This is a genomic window from Streptomyces sp. NBC_01233, assembly GCF_035989305.1.
In the GTDB taxonomy this organism is placed as follows: domain Bacteria; phylum Actinomycetota; class Actinomycetes; order Streptomycetales; family Streptomycetaceae; genus Streptomyces.
This window is the reverse complement of sequence record NZ_CP108514.1, coordinates 6,000,021-6,015,064: the sequence shown is the minus strand read 5'-3', so window position 1 is coordinate 6,015,064 and position 15,044 is coordinate 6,000,021. Positions and strand designations below refer to the sequence as shown.

Here is a 15,044-nt window from a genome sequence, read left to right as displayed (position 1 = left end):
GGCTGGATTTGCCTCAGGCGGGGCCGCAAGAAGCCAGGCCTCGGGTGCCTCCGGCGGGGCAGGATCTGCCTCAGGCAAGGGTGCGAGGAGGCAGGCCTCGGGTGCCTCCGGCGGGGCAGGATCTACCTCGGGCGAGGGTGCGAGGAGGCAGGCCTCGGGTGCCTCCGGCGGGGCAGGATCTGCCTCGGGCGAGGCTGTGAGGGGGCTGCGCGGTGGGGCGGTGATCTGGGGGTCGGTGGTGGTCATACGGCGGCCTCCGGGGTCGAGTCCGGCAGGGGCTCGGCCCACGTCGGACTGGTCCAGTGGCCCGGTACCCGCGCCTCCGGGGGCCGGGCGAAGGGGACCTCCCCGGCCGGCCGGGCGGAGCCCTTGGCCAGCAGCCGCAGGTAGATCTCCTGGAAGGCCGCCACGTTCTGCTCGACGGTGAAGAGCTCCAGGGCCCGCGCCCGGCCGGCCGCGCCCAGCCGCTGCGCCCGCTCGGGATCGCGCAGCAGCGACAGGCAGGCGTCGGCGAGCGCCCGGGGATTGCGCGGCGGGACGACGAGCCCGGTGCCGCCGATGACCTCGAACACCGCGCCCACGTCGGTGGAGACGGTGGCCCGGCCGCAGAACATCGCCTCGGCCAGGGTGACCGGGAAGCCCTCGATGACGGAGGACAGCACGACGACGCGCCCGGCGCCGTACGCCTCGGCCGAGGAGGGCGCGTCGGGTCCGCCGATCTCCTCGAAGGTGACGGGGTTCTCCCCGACCGTGACCGCGTCGGCGGCCTCGTCGGGGAAGAGCTGCGCGGCCAGGGAGCGGCAGTCGGCGAGGTAGCCGGGGGCCGCGGCCGTGGCGAAGATCCGCAGCCGGGTGTGGGGCGCGGCCCTGCGGACCTCGGCGAAGGCGTGCAGCAGGGCGATGAGGTCCTTGGCGGGCTCTATCCGGCCGACCCACACGAGCGTGTCGGGATCCCCGCAGTCCACGGCCTCGCCGACGGTGGCGAATCGGTCCGCCTCCATCCCCGGGTAGACGGTGCGCAGCCGTTCCCGGGTGGCTCCGCACTTCTCCTGCCAGCGCCGGGCGTGCGCGTTCCCGGGGGTCAGGAAGTCGGCCCGGGCGTAGATCTCGGCGGCCAGCCGGAGGTGGAAGGCCGCGAGCAGGGCCCGAAGGGCGGGGCGGTCGGCCGGCTCGCGCCGTGCGTCGAGCTGGGCGAGGTAGTGGGCCCGGAGCTGGACCCCGTACTCGGTCACCAGCAGCGGGACTCCGCAGAAGCGTTTGGCCAGCAGCCCCGGGAGGGCCGCCACCCCGCCCGCCGCCGCGTGGCAGATGTCGGCTGCGCCGAGACCGCCGGGGTCCTCGTACCAGTCGAGGGACAACGGCCGCAGCATCCGCTCCAGTTCGTCCACGAACTCCAGGAGGTCGGTCACCTGCGCCGCCCGTACGGTGCCGCTCGCGCCCGGCGCCCGGCAGGCGGACTCCAGCGCGCGCACCGCGGACTCGGAGCGCAGCGCCGCGTACAACCCGCCCTGTTCGCGGGCGAGTTCGGCGAGTCCGTACAGCCCGGAGGCGAAGGCGTCGGGTGCGCCGGCACAGATCCCCTGGACCAGCTCCCGGAAGCAGTCGCCGAACCGTCGGCGCTCGCGCCGGGAGTAGCTCCGTCCGTCGTCGGCGGGGGCCCACAGGGGGGCCGTCCGGACGCGGGTGACGTGCTCGGGCAGCGGGACCCGTGTGCTTTCCTGCTCGGCGCTGCGGCTCAGTGCGTAGAGCTCGAACTCGTGCTGCGGGAGCCCGCGCACGAGCCGGTCGCACCACAGCCTCGCCTCTCCCGTGGCATACGGATAACCACCTTCCGTGACCAGTCCGATCCGCACGAGTGGCACCCCCGATCTCCCGTTCAGGCGGTCGCCGTCGGTCAGGCGACCCGCCGCGGGAGAACTCAAGCGGATCTGCCGAAGGCGCGACGGACGGTTGTCCGTCGCGCCACCGGAAGGGGTGAAGAGTCGTAACTTTCCCGTACGGTTCGCGTTCGAGCACGCTAGAAGTACGGCCTGGGCGAAGGCCTCCTGCCGCGAGGTGCGGCGCTCGTCGGCCAGTACGGGATCCAGTGTCGGGACGGCGGCCGGCAACTGGCGGGTGCAGGCGTGGGCCGGGCGGTCGTAGCCCTCGTCCACCGGGCCCTCCCCCACGACCTCGCCGGCCCGCATGACGGCCACCCGGTCGCTGACCTGCCGGACCAACGCCAGGTCGTGCGCGATGAAGACCAGGGCGATGCCGAGCTCCCGCTGGAGTTCCGCCAGCAGCGCGGTGACCTGTGCCTGCGTGGTCACGTCGAGGGCCGGGACCGGCTCGTCGCAGACGATCAGCCGGGGGCGGGGCGCCAGGGCCCGGGCGATGCCGACCCGCTGGCGCTGGCCGCCGCTGAACCCGTGCGGGTGGCGGTCGCAGTGCCCGGGCTCCAGCCCGACGCGCAGCAGCAGCTCGCCGACCCGTGCCCGCACCGCCGCCTCGTCCCGCTCCCCGGCCGCGCGCAGCGGGTCGGCGATGGACTCGCCGATGGAGCGGCGCGGATTGAGGGAGGACACCGGGTCCTGGAACACCTCTGCACGCCGTCCGCGATCCCGCCGGCCCGGGCGCCGTTCCGGCGGATCTGCCCGGAGGTGGGCTCCAGCAGCCCGACGAGCATCCGCCCGAGCGTGCTCTTGCCGCTGCCGCTCTCCCCCACGATCCCCAGCGTCTCCCCGGCCCGCACGGCGAGGGACACCCCGCCGACGGCCACGACCCGCCGCTTCCCCCGCCCGGACTCCCGTCGCAGCCCGAAGACTTCGACCACGGGCTCATCGAACCGCACCGCACTTCCCGGCCCGGCCGCACCGTCCAGCCCGGCCGCACCGGCCCTGTACGGCGGTGGCGCCGAGGGCGACGAGCAGGGAGATCCGGGCGCCGTGGACGAGCCGGGTGAACAGGTCGCGGCCGGTGCCCGGTTCGACGCCGAGCCAGTGGCCGGCGGAGATCCCGCCGAAGGAGCCGTACGGGACGCCGCCGCGCGCGGAGTCGACGAGGTCGTCGTGGTACGCGTTCGGGTCCTGGCCGGTGAGCTGGGCGAGCAGGGGAGCGGTGAGGGCGAGCAGGGCGAGGACGCCGGCGGCCGCGAGGGCCGCGGGGCGGCGGCGCCCCGGCCAGTACGAGGCTGACGGCGACCGCGGCCACGCGGCGCGATATGCGGGACTGACGCAACATCGGAGAAGGACCTCTCGGCGTGAAGGAAAAAGGGAGGAAAAGGCCACGCCAGGGGCAGCGATCGGCGCCGGAAAAGGGGTCGCCGATGACGAAAGAGCCGCGCCTGCGGGCATGCGTACACCCGGGCGCGGCGAATTGCGGAAAAGGGCGCGGCGCTTCGGGCAGCGTCAGCGACAGAAGATGTCGGCCGCGCTGTGCGCGGTCACACCAAGCAGCGCCAGCTCAATGGCGGGGCTCGCGGTCATGGTGTGGTGCTGCGACATGCGGAGAACCATCGCCGATGATCGGACGGATTGCCAACGCGGGTTCCCGCCCCGGCGGCGGCTGCCGACATCAACTTCCCGGGAACACCCAGGGGTTGGCCTTGCACTGGATTCCGTCGATGTCGAGGGACTTGGTCTGCTGCTGCATGATCGGGGCGAGTGCGCCCGGCGTGCGGCAGCTCACGTGCCCGTGTCCGAGCCGGTGGCCGACCTCGTGGTTGATGAGCATCTGGCGGTAGGCGAACATCTGGTCCGGGCCGTAGGTCGCGGAGCCCTGCGCCCAGCGGAACGCGTTGATCATGACCCGGGGGGTCGACGCGGAGTCGCAGGAGACGTTGTCGACGGTGGTGTCGAGGTCGGACTTGGCGCACCAGACCCCGGTGGTCCCGGGGCTGGCCAGCGTGATCACGAAATCGGCCTCACCGCCCGGCACCCGCTCGAAGGTCATCGCGCCCCCGTGGGCCCAGCTGCGCGGGTCGTTGAGGGTGCGCTGGACCGCCTCGGCGAAGAGCTGCGGGTCCAGGCCCAGGCCCTGCTCGACGTCGACGCGGTAGCGCACGAGCTTGCCCTTGCCGGGGGCCTTGGCCACGCCGGGCACGGTGTCGAAGGTCCCGGGGCCGGTGAGCTTCGCGTCGATCGGCAGCTGCTGCGCCATCTGCTGCTCGTACGTCAGCTCCGGCGCGGGCGCGGCGGAGGGCGCCGCGGGCGCGGCCGCGGGGGCGTCCGGGGTGGGGCGGCCGTCCGAGCGGGAGGCGGCCGTGTCGGACCGGCCCTCGTCGGGGGCGGCCGCCGCGCCGGTCTTGGCCGCGTCGCCGTCCGGGATCACCTGGCCCGCGACGACGACGGCGAGGACGGTGGTGACGGCCGCGGCCGCCATGCCGGTGTACGTACGGACCTTGTGGCCGCGGCCGGAGCCGGGCGGCTCCGCGACGGGATCGACCGGTTTTCGCGGCCCGGGCACGCGGCGGTGCGACCCGGTGGAGGTGAAGGGATCGGGCGCGGGAGCCGGGCCGGGGGCCGGGGCCGGCGGTTCCAGGACCACCTGCGGGAAGCCCACCGCGGGGGTGCCGAAGGCCGGGGTGTCGGAGTCCAGGAGGGCCGCGCCGGCCGCGGGAGCCGCCGCCGGGGCCGCGCCGTCGGTGGCGCGGCGGGGGCGGGGTACCCCGTGCCAGTCCCCGTACACGGAGTCGGGTCGGGCCCCCCAGGCGCCGCCGGGTTCGTACTGCTGGGGGTGGCCCCCGGCCCGCGCGCCGGCGAACGGCGCGTCCTGGGAGACGTACCCCTGGTGGGTCACGGTGGGCTCGGGCCAGTACGCGCCGGGCGGTTCCTCGTACGGCCACGGCGCCGGCTCCGCCTGCGGCGGGAGGGGAGCCGGGGCCTCGGCAGGAGCCGGGGCCGGGGCCGTGCCCGGGGCCTTGCGACTATGTCGTCCCACGGTCGTCAGCCTCTGCCGTCTTCGGTATCTCGGTCGGTCTCGCCCTCGCCCGCGCCGGTGTCGCGGAGCAGCTCCCGGAAGGCGGCGGCGACCACCTCGGGGTACTCCATCATCGCCACGTGCCCGGCCTCGGGCAGGGTCAGCAGCCGCGAACCCCGGAAGGCGGCGGCGGCCTTGTGGGCCATACGGTACGAGACCAGCTGGTCCCGGCCACCGTAGACCAGGAGGGACGGCGCGAGAACCCGCTGCGCCTGGCGCCACAGCCCGTGCTGGCCGCCGAGGGTGTAGGCGTCGACGATGCCGCGCGAGGAGCGGGTCATCGCGTCCCAGAAGTACGGCAGGGCCATCCGCCGCTCCATCTCCTCCACGGCGTTGCGGAACCCGTCGGGTGTCACCCGGGAGGGGTCTCCGTAACAGAGCTCCGTCACTCCACGGGTGCGCTGCTCGGCGCTGAGGCCCCGTGTCAGCCGGCTGAAGAGCCCCGCCACCCCCGGTACGGCGAGCAGCGCGGTCGGCACGGCCGACTTCTGCACGCGCAGTTCGGGCAGGGCGGGCGAGATCAGCGTGAGCGTGCGCACGAGGTCGGGCCGGACGGCCGCGACCCGGGTGGAGACGGCGCCGCCGAGGGAGTTCCCGAACAGGTGGACCGGCCCGCGCCCGGCGGCGTCGAGGTGACGGATGACGGCGCGGGCGAACGCGGTGACGGAGTAGTCCCGGTCGGCGGGCGGCGGGGACCAGCCGAAGCCGGGCAGGTCCACGGCCTCGCCGTCGACGGTGTCGGCCAGCTGCGCCATGAGGTCCGACCAGTTCTGCGAGGAACCGCCCAGTCCGTGCACGAACAGCGCGGGCGGCGGGCCCGTGCGCAGGGGCGGGCGCACCCGCACGGCCAGTTCCAGCCCGGGCAGCACGGCGGTGCGCAGCTGCTCTCCTTCGGCCACCCGGACCGCTCCCACCAGGGAGGACAGCTCGGCGGTGGACCGTACGCCCGGCAGCTCGGTCGAAGACATGCGGGCAATGTTACGAGACGATCACGCTCCACTTCCTGTGTTCGCGGTCACAGACACCAGCGGATCCGGATCGGATCCGGATCAGATCCGGATCAGATCCGGATCCGCATAGCGGCGCATCCCCGATCCTCCTAGGCTCATAGGTGAGAGCAAGGAAGCGAGGGGAGCGGCATGACTGTCGACCCTGCGGAGCCGGACACCTTCCGGGAGCCGTTTCCGGAAACCCTCGATCCTGAGGCGCCCGAGGCGGATGTGGCGGAGCAGCTGGCCGGCCTCCAGCCGGACGAGGACGACCCGATCACCGGTGCGGACGTGGGCGAGGCCGCGGACGGCGATGCCGCCGAGCAGGCGCGGGTGGTGCCGCTGGATGAGGACGACTACCGCTGACCGGCCTCCGACCGACCGCTGACCAGCACCTCCGGGCCGTCCGTACCGCGAGAAAACTCGGCTTGAACCCTCCAGATTCGGTTACCGAAAAGTACGATGGCGGGCGCGGCGCAGAGCGCACTGTGTTCTTAGAGAAAGTGGGAGGCGGCGTGACAGCCATCGAGCAGACCGAGGCAGCGCGTCCGCGGGGCACGCGACTGCCGCGCCGAGCCCGGCGCAACCAGCTCCTGGGCGCGGCCCAGGAGGTTTTCGTCGCGCAGGGTTACCACGCTGCGGCGATGGATGACATCGCCGAGCGTGCCGGAGTGAGCAAGCCGGTGCTGTACCAGCACTTCCCCGGCAAGCTCGACCTGTACCTGGCGCTGCTGGACCAGCACTGCGAGGCCCTGCTGCTCGCCGTGCGCACCGCGCTCGCGTCGACGACGGACAACAAGCTGCGCGTGGCCGCGACGATGGACGCGTACTTCGCGTACGTGGAGGAGGAGGGCGGCGCCTTCCGGCTGGTCTTCGAGTCCGACCTGACGAACGAGCCGGCGGTGCGCGAGCGCGTCGACCGCGTGTCGCTGCAGTGCGCCGAGGCCATCTGCGAGGTCATCGCCGAGGACACCGGGCTGTCCCGGGACGAGTCGATGCTGCTGGCCGTGGGCCTGGGCGGGGTTTCGCAGGTCGTGGCCCGCTACTGGCTGTCCAGCGAGAGCCCGGTCGCCCGTGACACGGCGGTCGGCCTGCTGACCTCGCTCGCCTGGCGCGGCATCGCCGGCTTCCCGCTGCACGGCGCCGAGCCGAGCCCCGAACAGGCCTGACCCCCGCGGCCCCGTCACGGTCGCTGTTCGCTGCCAGCGTGTCCGCTCTGCGCGGTCCGCATCCCCTCTCCGGGCTAATGTGGACCGCGTACGGCGCGGCTGATCGCGCGAACCGGATCGTCGGAGGGACAAAGCCGTGGAGGTCAAGATCGGCGTGCAGCACGCACCCCGGGAGATCGTGCTGGAGAGCGACCTGAGCGCCGAGGAGCTGGAGAGCATCGTCACCGCGGCGCTGTCCGGCAACGAGCCGCTGCTGAGCCTCACCGACAACAAGGGCCGCAAGGTCCTGGTGCCGTCCGACCGCCTGTCGTACGTCGACCTGGGTGAGCCGAGCGTGCGCAAGGTCGGTTTCGGCGCGCTCTGAGAACTGTCGCAAACGGCCCGGTGGTTGATTCCACCGGGCCGTTTCCGTTTCTTCCGCTTCGGGTAGGACGGCAGTGACACGGTTTGCCCTGACGTATGGGAGAGACCTCATGCTGCTGATGGAAGTGCTCGGCTCCGCTCTGCTGGGCCTCGCCCTGTCCGCAACAGCCGCCCGAGTGCTCGCACGCCGACTGCCGTCCCCGAGAGTGGTGCTGGTCAGTGGGGTGCTGGGGGCACTGTTCGGGGCGTATCTCACCCACTTCGCGCTGGGCCCCGGGCACAACACCCTGACCGCGACCTTCGTCGGCGGGGTGCTGGTGTCGGCGGTGGTCCTGTCCCTGCTGCTCCGTCCGGCCTCCGGGCCCCGCAGGCCCGCGCACAGGACTCCGTTTTCGCTCCCGTCGCAGGGGTGACCGCTGAGGACCCGTGTCCCGGGGACCCGCCGCTGAGGATCCCCTGACAGACGTACGCCGGCCCCGGCGCGCACGATGCGCGCCGGGGCCGGTGCATGGAGCCGTGTGGAGCCGTACGGGGCGTACAGGCGTCGGGTCAGGCGGCGAGGCCGAGGGCCGCCATCCGCTTGGTGTGCGCCTTGGTGATCCGGGTGAACATCTCGCCGACGGCCGCCAGGTCGAAGCCCGCCGCCATTCCGTCGACGCCGCCGACCAGCATGGTCGAGAGCGCGTCGCGCTCCGCGACCACGCGCTGGGCCTGCGAGAGGGCCTCGCCCATCAGCCGGCGGGCCCACAGCGCGAGCCGGCCGCCACAGCGCGGGTCCGCCTCGATCGCGGCGCGCACCTTCTCGACGGCGAAGTTGCCGTGGCCGGTGTCGTCGAGCACGCCGAGCACGAGCGCGCGGGTGTCGTTGTCCAGGTGGGAGGCGACCTCGCGGTAGAAGTCACTGGCGATGGAGTCGCCGACGTACGCCTTGACCAGGCCCTCCAGCCAGTCCGAGGGAGCGGTCTGGCGGTGGAAGTCGTCGACGCCCTTGGCGAAGGGCTGCATGGCGGCGGTGGGCTCGACCTCGATGGCCGTGAGCCGGTCCCGCAGCCGCTCGAAGTGGTGGAACTCGGCGGAGGCCATCGCGGCGAGCTCGGCCTTGTCGTCCAGGGTGGGCGCGAGCTTCGCGTCCTCCGCGAGGCGCTCGAAGGCCGCGAGCTCTCCGTACGCGAGCGCGCCGAGCAGGTCCACGACGGCGGCCCGGTACTGAGGCGAGGCAGAGGCGGTCGCCCAGTCCTGGGAGGCGATACCGACGGGTTCGGCGGGCGCGCTGTCGTCGGCGGGCGAGGCGTTTTCTACGGTCGACATGCTCCGCACAATAGCCCGCCGAATGGCCCTCCAAGGCACCATGCCGGTTGACTGCCTGTCCAGCTAAACGCGTCTACCCGGTGAATTCACCCGACACAGCTGCGCGATTCCGGGGTACAGTGGTAATGCGCCTGCCGGATACTCGGCGGGCCATCCGAATGAGGATGCCCGGTCGGTGGCCCGATCGGCTCCAACCGACCGCCCTCGGTGTGGTGCGTACGTTGATGCGTACCGCCTCTTACGAGGGGCCCCCTCAGCGGCAGATGCGCCTGAGCGAAGGCTAGTGGTCCCGCGCAGCTTCGTACGTAGCAGTACTGCAAGCACGGCACGGTACGACCCCCCTCGCCGCCTCGCGCCGCGTCTCACAGAAGAGGCAGCACCCTGACTACGTTCCGAGACCTCGGGATCCTTCCCGAAACGGCCGAAGCCCTTGAGGCCGTCGGCATTGTGTCCCCCTTCCCGATCCAGGAGATGACCCTCCCCGTCGCCCTTTCCGGCACGGACGTCATCGGCCAGGCCAAGACCGGAACCGGCAAGACGCTCGGTTTCGGCCTTCCCCTGCTGGAGCGGGTCACCGTCCCCGCGGACGTCGAGGCGGGCCGGGCCAAGGCCGAGCAGCTGACCGACGCCCCACAGGCCCTCGTGGTGGTTCCCACCCGCGAGCTGTGCACCCAGGTCACCAACGACCTCCTGACCGCGGGCAAGGTCCGCAACGTCCGCGTCCTCGCCATATACGGCGGCCGCGCGTACGAGCCCCAGGTCGAGGCGCTCAAGAAGGGCGTCGACATCATCGTCGGCACCCCGGGCCGCCTGCTCGACCTGGCCGGCCAGAAGAAGCTCGACCTCTCGCACATCAAGGCGCTCGTCCTGGACGAGGCCGACGAGATGCTCGACCTGGGCTTCCTGCCCGACGTCGAGCGGATCATGAGCTACCTGCCGCCGAAGCGTCAGACCATGCTGTTCTCGGCGACCATGCCGGGCGCGGTCATCGGCCTGGCCCGCCGGTACATGACGCAGCCCACGCACATCCGCGCCGTCTCCGAGGACGGCGAGGGCGCTACCGTCGCCAACACCACGCAGCACGTCTTCCGTGCGCACAACATGGACAAGCCGGAGCTCGTCTCCCGGATCCTGCAGGCCGAGGGCCGCGGCCTGGCCATGATCTTCTGCCGCACCAAGCGCACGGCGGCCGACATCGCCGAGCAGCTGGAGAAGCGCGGCTTCGCCTCGGGCGCCGTCCACGGCGACCTGGGCCAGGGCGCGCGCGAGCAGGCCCTGCGTGCGTTCCGCAACGGCAAGGTCGACGTGCTGGTGTGCACCGACGTCGCCGCGCGCGGCATCGACGTCGAGGGCGTCACCCACGTCATCAACTACCAGACGCCGGAGGACGAGAAGACCTTCCTGCACCGCGTGGGCCGCACCGGCCGCGCGGGCAACAAGGGCATCGCCGTCACCCTGGTCGACTGGGACGACATCCCGCGCTGGCAGCTGATCAACAAGGCGCTGGAGCTGGACTTCCACGACCCGGTGGAGACGTACTCCACGTCCCCGCACCTGTTCGAGCAGCTGAACATCCCGGCCGGCACCAAGGGCATCCTGCCGCGCGCCGAGCGCACGCGGGCCGGCCTCAAGGCCGAGAACCTGGAAGACCTGGGCGAGACCGGCGGCCGCGGTGGCCGTGGCGGACGCTCCGGTCCGGCCGCCGCCGCCGTGGTGACCGAGGAGCGCCCCGCGCGCACCCGTACGCCGCGTCAGCGCCGCCGTACCCGTGGCGGTACGGAGCTCGCCGAGGGCGCCGAGGCCGCCGCCGTCACCCCCGTGGTGGACGCGCCGACGGCTCCGGCCGCCGACGAGCCGCGCAGGCCGCGCCGCCGCCGCACCCGTGTGGGCGCGGTGCCGGCTCAGGCCGTGGAGACCGCTCAGGCCGCACCGGTCGCGGTGGCCGAGGCTCCCGTGGCCGCGGTGACCCCGGTCGCCGAGGAGGCCCCGGCCAAGCCGCGGCGCACCCGCACCCGCAAGGTCGTGGAGAGCGCCCCGGAGCCGGACTTCCAGATGGCCCCGCCCGTCGAGCCCGCGCCCGTCCGGGCACGGCGCCCGCGCAAGGTCGTGGAGAGCGCCCCGGAGCCGGACTTCCAGATGGCCCCGCCCGTCGAGCCCGCGCCCGTCCGGGCACGGCGCCCGCGCAAGGTCGTGGAGAGCGCACCGGAGCCGGACTTCCAGATGGCTCCGCCCGTGGAGCCGGTGAAGGCGCGGCGCACCCGCAAGGTCGCGGCCGCCCCGGTGACCCCGGTCGCCGAGGTCACCGCCGTGGCCGAGGAGGCGCCGGTCAAGCCGAAGCGCACCCGCACCCGCAAGGTCGCGGACGCCGCTCCGGTCGCCGAGGCCGCCGCCGTCGCGGTGGCGGAGGAGGCTCCGGTCAAGCCGAAGCGCACCCGTACGCGCAAGGTCGCCGAGGCCGCTCCGGTCGCCGAGGCGGCCGCCGTGGCCGAGGAGGCGCCGGCGAAGCCGAAGCGCACCCGCACCCGCAAGGTCGCGGCCGCCCCGGAGGCGTAAGCGCCCGAGCACCGCACCGACGGCCCCGTACCCCTTCCGAGGGGGCCGGGGCCGTCGGCGTACCCGGGGGCGTCCGGGGGAGGCTGCGCCGGGAATCTACGGGCCGGTAACCTCTGGCCCATGAGCAAGCCGCCGCACCTCACCCTGCCCCCCGCCGCCCGTGCGCACCGCCTCACCACCGACCGCGGCGTGTTCGCCGTGCACGAAGCCGGTGAGCCCGTCCGCGGCACCGCCCTGCTGGTCCCCGGTTTCACGGGCAGCAAGGAGGACTTCATCGGCCTCCTGGAGCCGCTGGCCGCTGCCGGGTACCGGGTGGTCGCCGTCGACGGGCGCGGCCAGCACGAGACGCCGGGCCCGCGCGAGGAGCAGGCGTACGCCCTGGAGGAGCTGGCGCAGGACGTGCTCGCGCAGACCTGCGCTCTGGGAGCTGACCGCGTGCACCTGGTCGGCCACTCCCTCGGCGGGCTGATCTCGCGCGCCGCGGTGCTGCGCGACCCCTCTCCCTTCGCCTCGCTCACCCTGCTGAGCAGCGGGCCGGCCGCGATCACCGAGGAGCAGCAGGCGCGTACGAAGCTGCTGGTGGCGGCCCTGGAGGCGATGGGCGGGGACATGCCCGCCATCTGGGCGGCGATGCGCGCCTACGACCCGCAGGACGCGGCGGCGGACTCCGCCGAGCTGGCGGAGTTCCTGCGCGGGCGGTGGGTGGCGACCGTTCCCGAGCAGTTGATCGTCACGGGCCGGGTGCTGATCTCCGAGCCCGACCGGGTGGCGGAGCTGAGCCGGACCGGACTGCCGAAGCTGGTCCTGTCCGGAGCCGTCGACGACGCGTGGCCGGTCCCGCTGATGGACGAGATGGCCCGGCGCCTCGGCGCCGAGCGGGTGGTCGTCCCCGGGACGGGGCACTCCCCGAACGCCGAGGATCCGGCCGTCACGGCCGCCGCGCTGGCCTCCTTCTGGGACGGCTGCACCGGCTGATACTTAGCCAGTCAAAAAATTTCCTTAGCGTAGGGAATGATTGCGGCCTACACTTCGTTGGACCGGTGCAAGGAGAAACACTGACGAAGGGAGAAGCCCCATGCGCTTCGAGATTCTGCGCCTGGACGACGTCGACGGATCCGCCGTGGACAGCACCGTCGTGGACGCGGCCTCCGTCAACCGGATCGTGCAGCAGGCCGCATCGGTGGGCCAGCGCATTCTGATCCGACCGGCCGGGAGTGCGTCCTCCTGACGCTCGCACGAAAACGTACGCGCCCCCGCACCGATCCCGGTGCGGGGGCGTTCGCATGCGCGGGCCGTCGGGTCAGGAGCCCTGTACGACCTGGAGCACGCCGTTGATGATCTGCTGGACGGCGATCGCCGAGAGCATCATGCCCGCGAGCCGCGTCACGAGGACGACGCCGCCGTCCTTGATGACCCGGATGATCACGAGCGAGTAGCGCATGGTGATCCACAACACGACGTGCATGGCGATGATCGCGGCCCAGACGGAGACCTGGCCGGCGGGCCCGTCCGCCTTCTGCACGGCCAGGATGACGGACACGATCGCACCGGGACCGGCCAGCAGCGGCATGCCCAGCGGGACCAGGGCGACGTTCACGTCCTTGGTCTGCTTCGGCTCGTCCATCTTGCCGGTGAGCAGGTCCAGCGCGATGAGCAGGAGAAGCAGACCACCGGCGATCATCAGTGCCGGGACGGAGACGTGCAGGTAGTCCAGGATCTGCTGGCCGCTGAGGCCGAAGACCGCGATGACGCCGAAGGCCACGCAGACGGCCTGCCAGGCCATGCGGCGCTGCACCTTGACGGGGCGCCCGGAGGTCAGGGCGAGGAAGATCGGCGTGATCCCCGGAGGGTCCATAATCACAAAAAGCGTGAGAAAAAGGGATCCGAAGACGGCGAAATCAAACACAGTGATGCCTTGCAGGAGAGAGGGGTGTCGCGAAGAAAAGGGCGTGGGACGGGTGGAGCGGGCCGGGAGGGGCCGGTCAGCGCGCGCGTCCGCCGGCGCCGGGCACCGGGAAGGCCCCGGTCGCGCGGCGCGTGATCTCGCCGTAGATCTCGGGGTCGGTCGTGTACTCCCCGAGGCGGCAGGTCTTGCGGCTGCCGTGGTAGTCGCTGGACCCGGTGGTCAGCAGTGCGAGGTCGGCCGCCAGGCCGCGCAGCCGTGCGCGGGTGCCGGCGTCGTGGTCCATGTGGTCCACCTCGATGCCGTCCAGGCCCGCGGCCGCCAGCTCGGCTATCGCGGACTCGGGCACGCACCGGCCGCGCTTGACGGCGGCGGGGTGCGCGAAGACGGTGACGCCGCCGGCCGCCTTGACCAGGCGGATCGCGTCGAAGGGGTCGAGCTCGTGCTTCTCGGCGTACGCGCGGCCACCGTCGGCGAGCCAGTCGGACGTGAAGGCGTCCGAGACGGTGGGCACGACGCCCAGCTCGACCAGGGCGGTGGCGACGTGCGGCCGACCGACCGAGCCCTCGCCGGCGATCCGGGCCACCTGCTCCCAGGTGACGTCGACGCCGAGCGCCTGCAGCTTGTCCACCATGGTCCGGGCGCGCGGGGTGCGGTCGTCCCTGACGAGTTCCCGTTCGCGGGCGAGCTCGGGCTCCTCGGGGTCGAAGAGGTACGCGAGCATGTGCACGCCGATCCCGTCGAGCCGGCAGGACAGCTCGGCCCCGGTCACCAGGGTCAGTCCGGCGGGAAGGGCCGCGAGGGCCTCGCCGTATCCGCCCACGGTGTCGTGGTCGGTCAGTGCGACCACGTCGAGCCCCGCGGCGGCGGCGTTGCGCACGAGCTCGGCGGGGGTGTCCGTACCGTCGGAGGCCGTGGAGTGGGCGTGCAGGTCGATGCGCACAGCCGGACTCCAGGGTTCACGGGCGGACGAGGGGACAGTCCAGGATACCGCCCCCATTTCCCCGATTCAGCCCGCGCGGACCGGCGGACGGAGTCCGCCGCAGCGGCGCGACGTGACATCAGCCGCTCCGCGGCGTGGCGGTGAGGCGCCCTGGCGCCGAGCCGCGCGAGCGGGGCGTCAAGAGGAGAGGATGCGGGGGCTCAGGGCCCCGCATGGAAGGAGCTCGACCTCCGCTCCCGCGTCGCGGAGATCGGTGAGGACGAGCTCGTCGTACATGAGGAGGCCGGTCTGCTCCGGCCAGACGATGGCCCAGAGCCACAGGCCCCTCGCCTCCCCCGCGAAGACGGCCCGGTCGTCGGGGGATCCGTTCAGGTGCCACAGCGGGGTCGGGCGGCCCGCGGCGACGACCTTGGCGTGGGGCGGTGACGAGACGTCGATGTAGGGGCCGGGGTCGGGTCCGTCGAGCCCCGCGTACCGCGTGCCGAGGCCCACGCCCAGCTCCTCGGCGACCAGCACCAGCTCGCCGATGCCCCCCAGCGGACCGGGGCCCGAACAGGCCACGGCCGTCGCCCGGCCTCCGCTGCGGTCGTCACCGGCGGACGCGATCCCCGTGAACAGCCACCCCACCGGCAGCGGCCAGGGCATCCACACCGGAACCCGGGACCGGTGCACGACGACGCCCAGGCCTTCGACACTGGGCGGGATGACGGGTTGCAGGGGGTGGACAGCGCCGTGCAGCGCGCACTGCCAGGAGTCGGAGAAGAGTCCGGGCGCCCTGACCCGGCCACCGCACTTCGGGCAACTTGGTTCACCCCTCATAGGAAGCCACGCTCCTCCCCGCCCGGCCGCCAGTCAAGGCG

Annotated in this window: 15 protein-coding genes and 2 pseudogenes; 7 read left to right on the top strand and 10 right to left on the bottom strand. The window is 73.0% G+C overall.

Annotated elements, in window-relative coordinates; genetic code table 11:
- Positions 1-242: 242 nt before the first annotated feature.
- The 6 genes and pseudogenes from pelF to OG332_RS28815 all read right to left on the bottom strand — a co-directional run bounded on the left by pelF (position 243) and on the right by OG332_RS28815 (position 5,924).
- On the bottom strand, positions 243-1,853 hold the full coding sequence (gene pelF / locus OG332_RS28840; protein ID WP_327419400.1) for a GT4 family glycosyltransferase PelF: 1,611 nt from the start codon (positions 1,851-1,853) through the stop codon (positions 243-245).
- Positions 1,854-2,381: 528 nt separating this feature from the next.
- Positions 2,382-2,704, bottom strand: a pseudogene (locus tag OG332_RS47900) (ATP-binding cassette domain-containing protein); the annotation flags it as partial.
- A 172-nt stretch (positions 2,705-2,876) separates the two neighbouring features.
- Positions 2,877-3,110 (bottom strand): annotated as a pseudogene (locus OG332_RS28830) (ABC transporter permease); the annotation flags it as partial.
- Between the two features lie 276 nt (positions 3,111-3,386).
- Positions 3,387-3,482, bottom strand: a complete 96-nt coding sequence (locus OG332_RS28825; RefSeq protein ID WP_327416194.1) for an Ms4533A family Cys-rich leader peptide — start codon at positions 3,480-3,482, stop codon at positions 3,387-3,389.
- A gap of 70 nt (positions 3,483-3,552) precedes the next feature.
- Positions 3,553-4,917, bottom strand: coding sequence for a DUF3152 domain-containing protein (locus tag OG332_RS28820; RefSeq protein ID WP_327416193.1), 1,365 nt, complete (start codon positions 4,915-4,917; stop codon positions 3,553-3,555).
- 5 nt (positions 4,918-4,922) lie between these two features.
- Positions 4,923-5,924: an alpha/beta fold hydrolase gene (locus OG332_RS28815; protein ID WP_327416192.1), complete on the bottom strand. Its 1,002-nt coding sequence runs from the start codon at positions 5,922-5,924 to the stop codon at positions 4,923-4,925.
- Between the two features lie 171 nt (positions 5,925-6,095).
- Between OG332_RS28815 and OG332_RS28810 the strand changes: the two genes are divergently transcribed.
- The 4 genes from OG332_RS28810 (at position 6,096) to OG332_RS28795 (ending at position 7,890) form a co-directional block, all read left to right on the top strand.
- Complete coding sequence (locus OG332_RS28810; protein ID WP_327416191.1) at positions 6,096-6,311, top strand: hypothetical protein; 216 nt, start codon at positions 6,096-6,098, stop codon at positions 6,309-6,311.
- A gap of 149 nt (positions 6,312-6,460) precedes the next feature.
- Positions 6,461-7,114: a TetR/AcrR family transcriptional regulator gene (locus OG332_RS28805; RefSeq protein ID WP_327416190.1), complete on the top strand. Its 654-nt coding sequence runs from the start codon at positions 6,461-6,463 to the stop codon at positions 7,112-7,114.
- 136 nt (positions 7,115-7,250) lie between these two features.
- On the top strand, positions 7,251-7,478 hold the full coding sequence (locus OG332_RS28800; protein WP_030709995.1) for a DUF3107 domain-containing protein: 228 nt from the start codon (positions 7,251-7,253) through the stop codon (positions 7,476-7,478).
- A gap of 109 nt (positions 7,479-7,587) precedes the next feature.
- Positions 7,588-7,890, top strand: a complete 303-nt coding sequence (locus OG332_RS28795; RefSeq protein WP_327416189.1) for a hypothetical protein — start codon at positions 7,588-7,590, stop codon at positions 7,888-7,890.
- A 136-nt stretch (positions 7,891-8,026) separates the two neighbouring features.
- On the opposite strand, the gene OG332_RS28790 is transcribed toward OG332_RS28795, so the two are convergent.
- Positions 8,027-8,785, bottom strand: coding sequence for a ferritin-like fold-containing protein (locus OG332_RS28790; protein WP_327416188.1), 759 nt, complete (start codon positions 8,783-8,785; stop codon positions 8,027-8,029).
- Positions 8,786-9,256: 471 nt separating this feature from the next.
- Between OG332_RS28790 and OG332_RS28785 the strand changes: the two genes are divergently transcribed.
- From OG332_RS28785 to OG332_RS28775, 3 genes are all read left to right on the top strand, one after another.
- Complete coding sequence (locus OG332_RS28785; protein ID WP_327416187.1) at positions 9,257-11,338, top strand: DEAD/DEAH box helicase; 2,082 nt, start codon at positions 9,257-9,259, stop codon at positions 11,336-11,338.
- Between the two features lie 120 nt (positions 11,339-11,458).
- Positions 11,459-12,313 carry an alpha/beta fold hydrolase gene (locus OG332_RS28780; RefSeq protein ID WP_327416186.1) on the top strand — a complete coding sequence of 285 codons (855 nt, stop codon included), beginning with the start codon at positions 11,459-11,461 and terminating at the stop codon, positions 12,311-12,313.
- Positions 12,314-12,413: 100 nt separating this feature from the next.
- A complete protein-coding gene (locus OG332_RS28775; RefSeq protein WP_327416185.1) occupies positions 12,414-12,566 on the top strand; it encodes a hypothetical protein in 153 nt (50 codons plus the stop codon).
- Positions 12,567-12,638: 72 nt separating this feature from the next.
- Here OG332_RS28775 and OG332_RS28770 read toward each other — a convergent pair whose 3' ends face one another.
- The 3 genes from OG332_RS28770 to OG332_RS28760 form a co-directional block, all read right to left on the bottom strand.
- Entirely contained in the window at positions 12,639-13,244 is a 606-nt protein-coding gene (locus OG332_RS28770) for a MarC family protein (RefSeq protein WP_327416184.1), read from the bottom strand.
- A 76-nt stretch (positions 13,245-13,320) separates the two neighbouring features.
- Positions 13,321-14,184 (bottom strand): PHP domain-containing protein, encoded by an 864-nt coding sequence (locus OG332_RS28765; RefSeq protein WP_327416183.1) that lies wholly within the window; start codon positions 14,182-14,184, stop codon positions 13,321-13,323.
- A 177-nt stretch (positions 14,185-14,361) separates the two neighbouring features.
- The gene (locus OG332_RS28760; RefSeq protein ID WP_327416182.1) at positions 14,362-15,003 is read right to left on the bottom strand and encodes a DUF6758 family protein; all 642 of its coding nucleotides are present in this window, start codon (positions 15,001-15,003) and stop codon (positions 14,362-14,364) included.
- Positions 15,004-15,044: the final 41 nt, after the last annotated feature.

Coding starts and splice junctions, on each gene's coding strand:
- OG332_RS28825 (WP_327416194.1), bottom strand. CDS start 3,482: ATGTCGCAGCACCACACCATGACCGCGAGCCCCGCCATTGAGCTGGCG.
- OG332_RS28815 (WP_327416192.1), bottom strand. CDS start 5,924: ATGTCTTCGACCGAGCTGCCGGGCGTACGGTCCACCGCCGAGCTGTCC.
- OG332_RS28810 (WP_327416191.1), top strand. CDS start 6,096: ATGACTGTCGACCCTGCGGAGCCGGACACCTTCCGGGAGCCGTTTCCG.
- OG332_RS28795 (WP_327416189.1), top strand. CDS start 7,588: ATGCTGCTGATGGAAGTGCTCGGCTCCGCTCTGCTGGGCCTCGCCCTG.
- OG332_RS28790 (WP_327416188.1), bottom strand. CDS start 8,785: ATGTCGACCGTAGAAAACGCCTCGCCCGCCGACGACAGCGCGCCCGCC.
- OG332_RS28785 (WP_327416187.1), top strand. CDS start 9,257: ATGACCCTCCCCGTCGCCCTTTCCGGCACGGACGTCATCGGCCAGGCC.
- OG332_RS28780 (WP_327416186.1), top strand. CDS start 11,459: ATGAGCAAGCCGCCGCACCTCACCCTGCCCCCCGCCGCCCGTGCGCAC.
- OG332_RS28775 (WP_327416185.1), top strand. CDS start 12,414: ATGCGCTTCGAGATTCTGCGCCTGGACGACGTCGACGGATCCGCCGTG.
- OG332_RS28760 (WP_327416182.1), bottom strand. CDS start 15,003: ATGAGGGGTGAACCAAGTTGCCCGAAGTGCGGTGGCCGGGTCAGGGCG.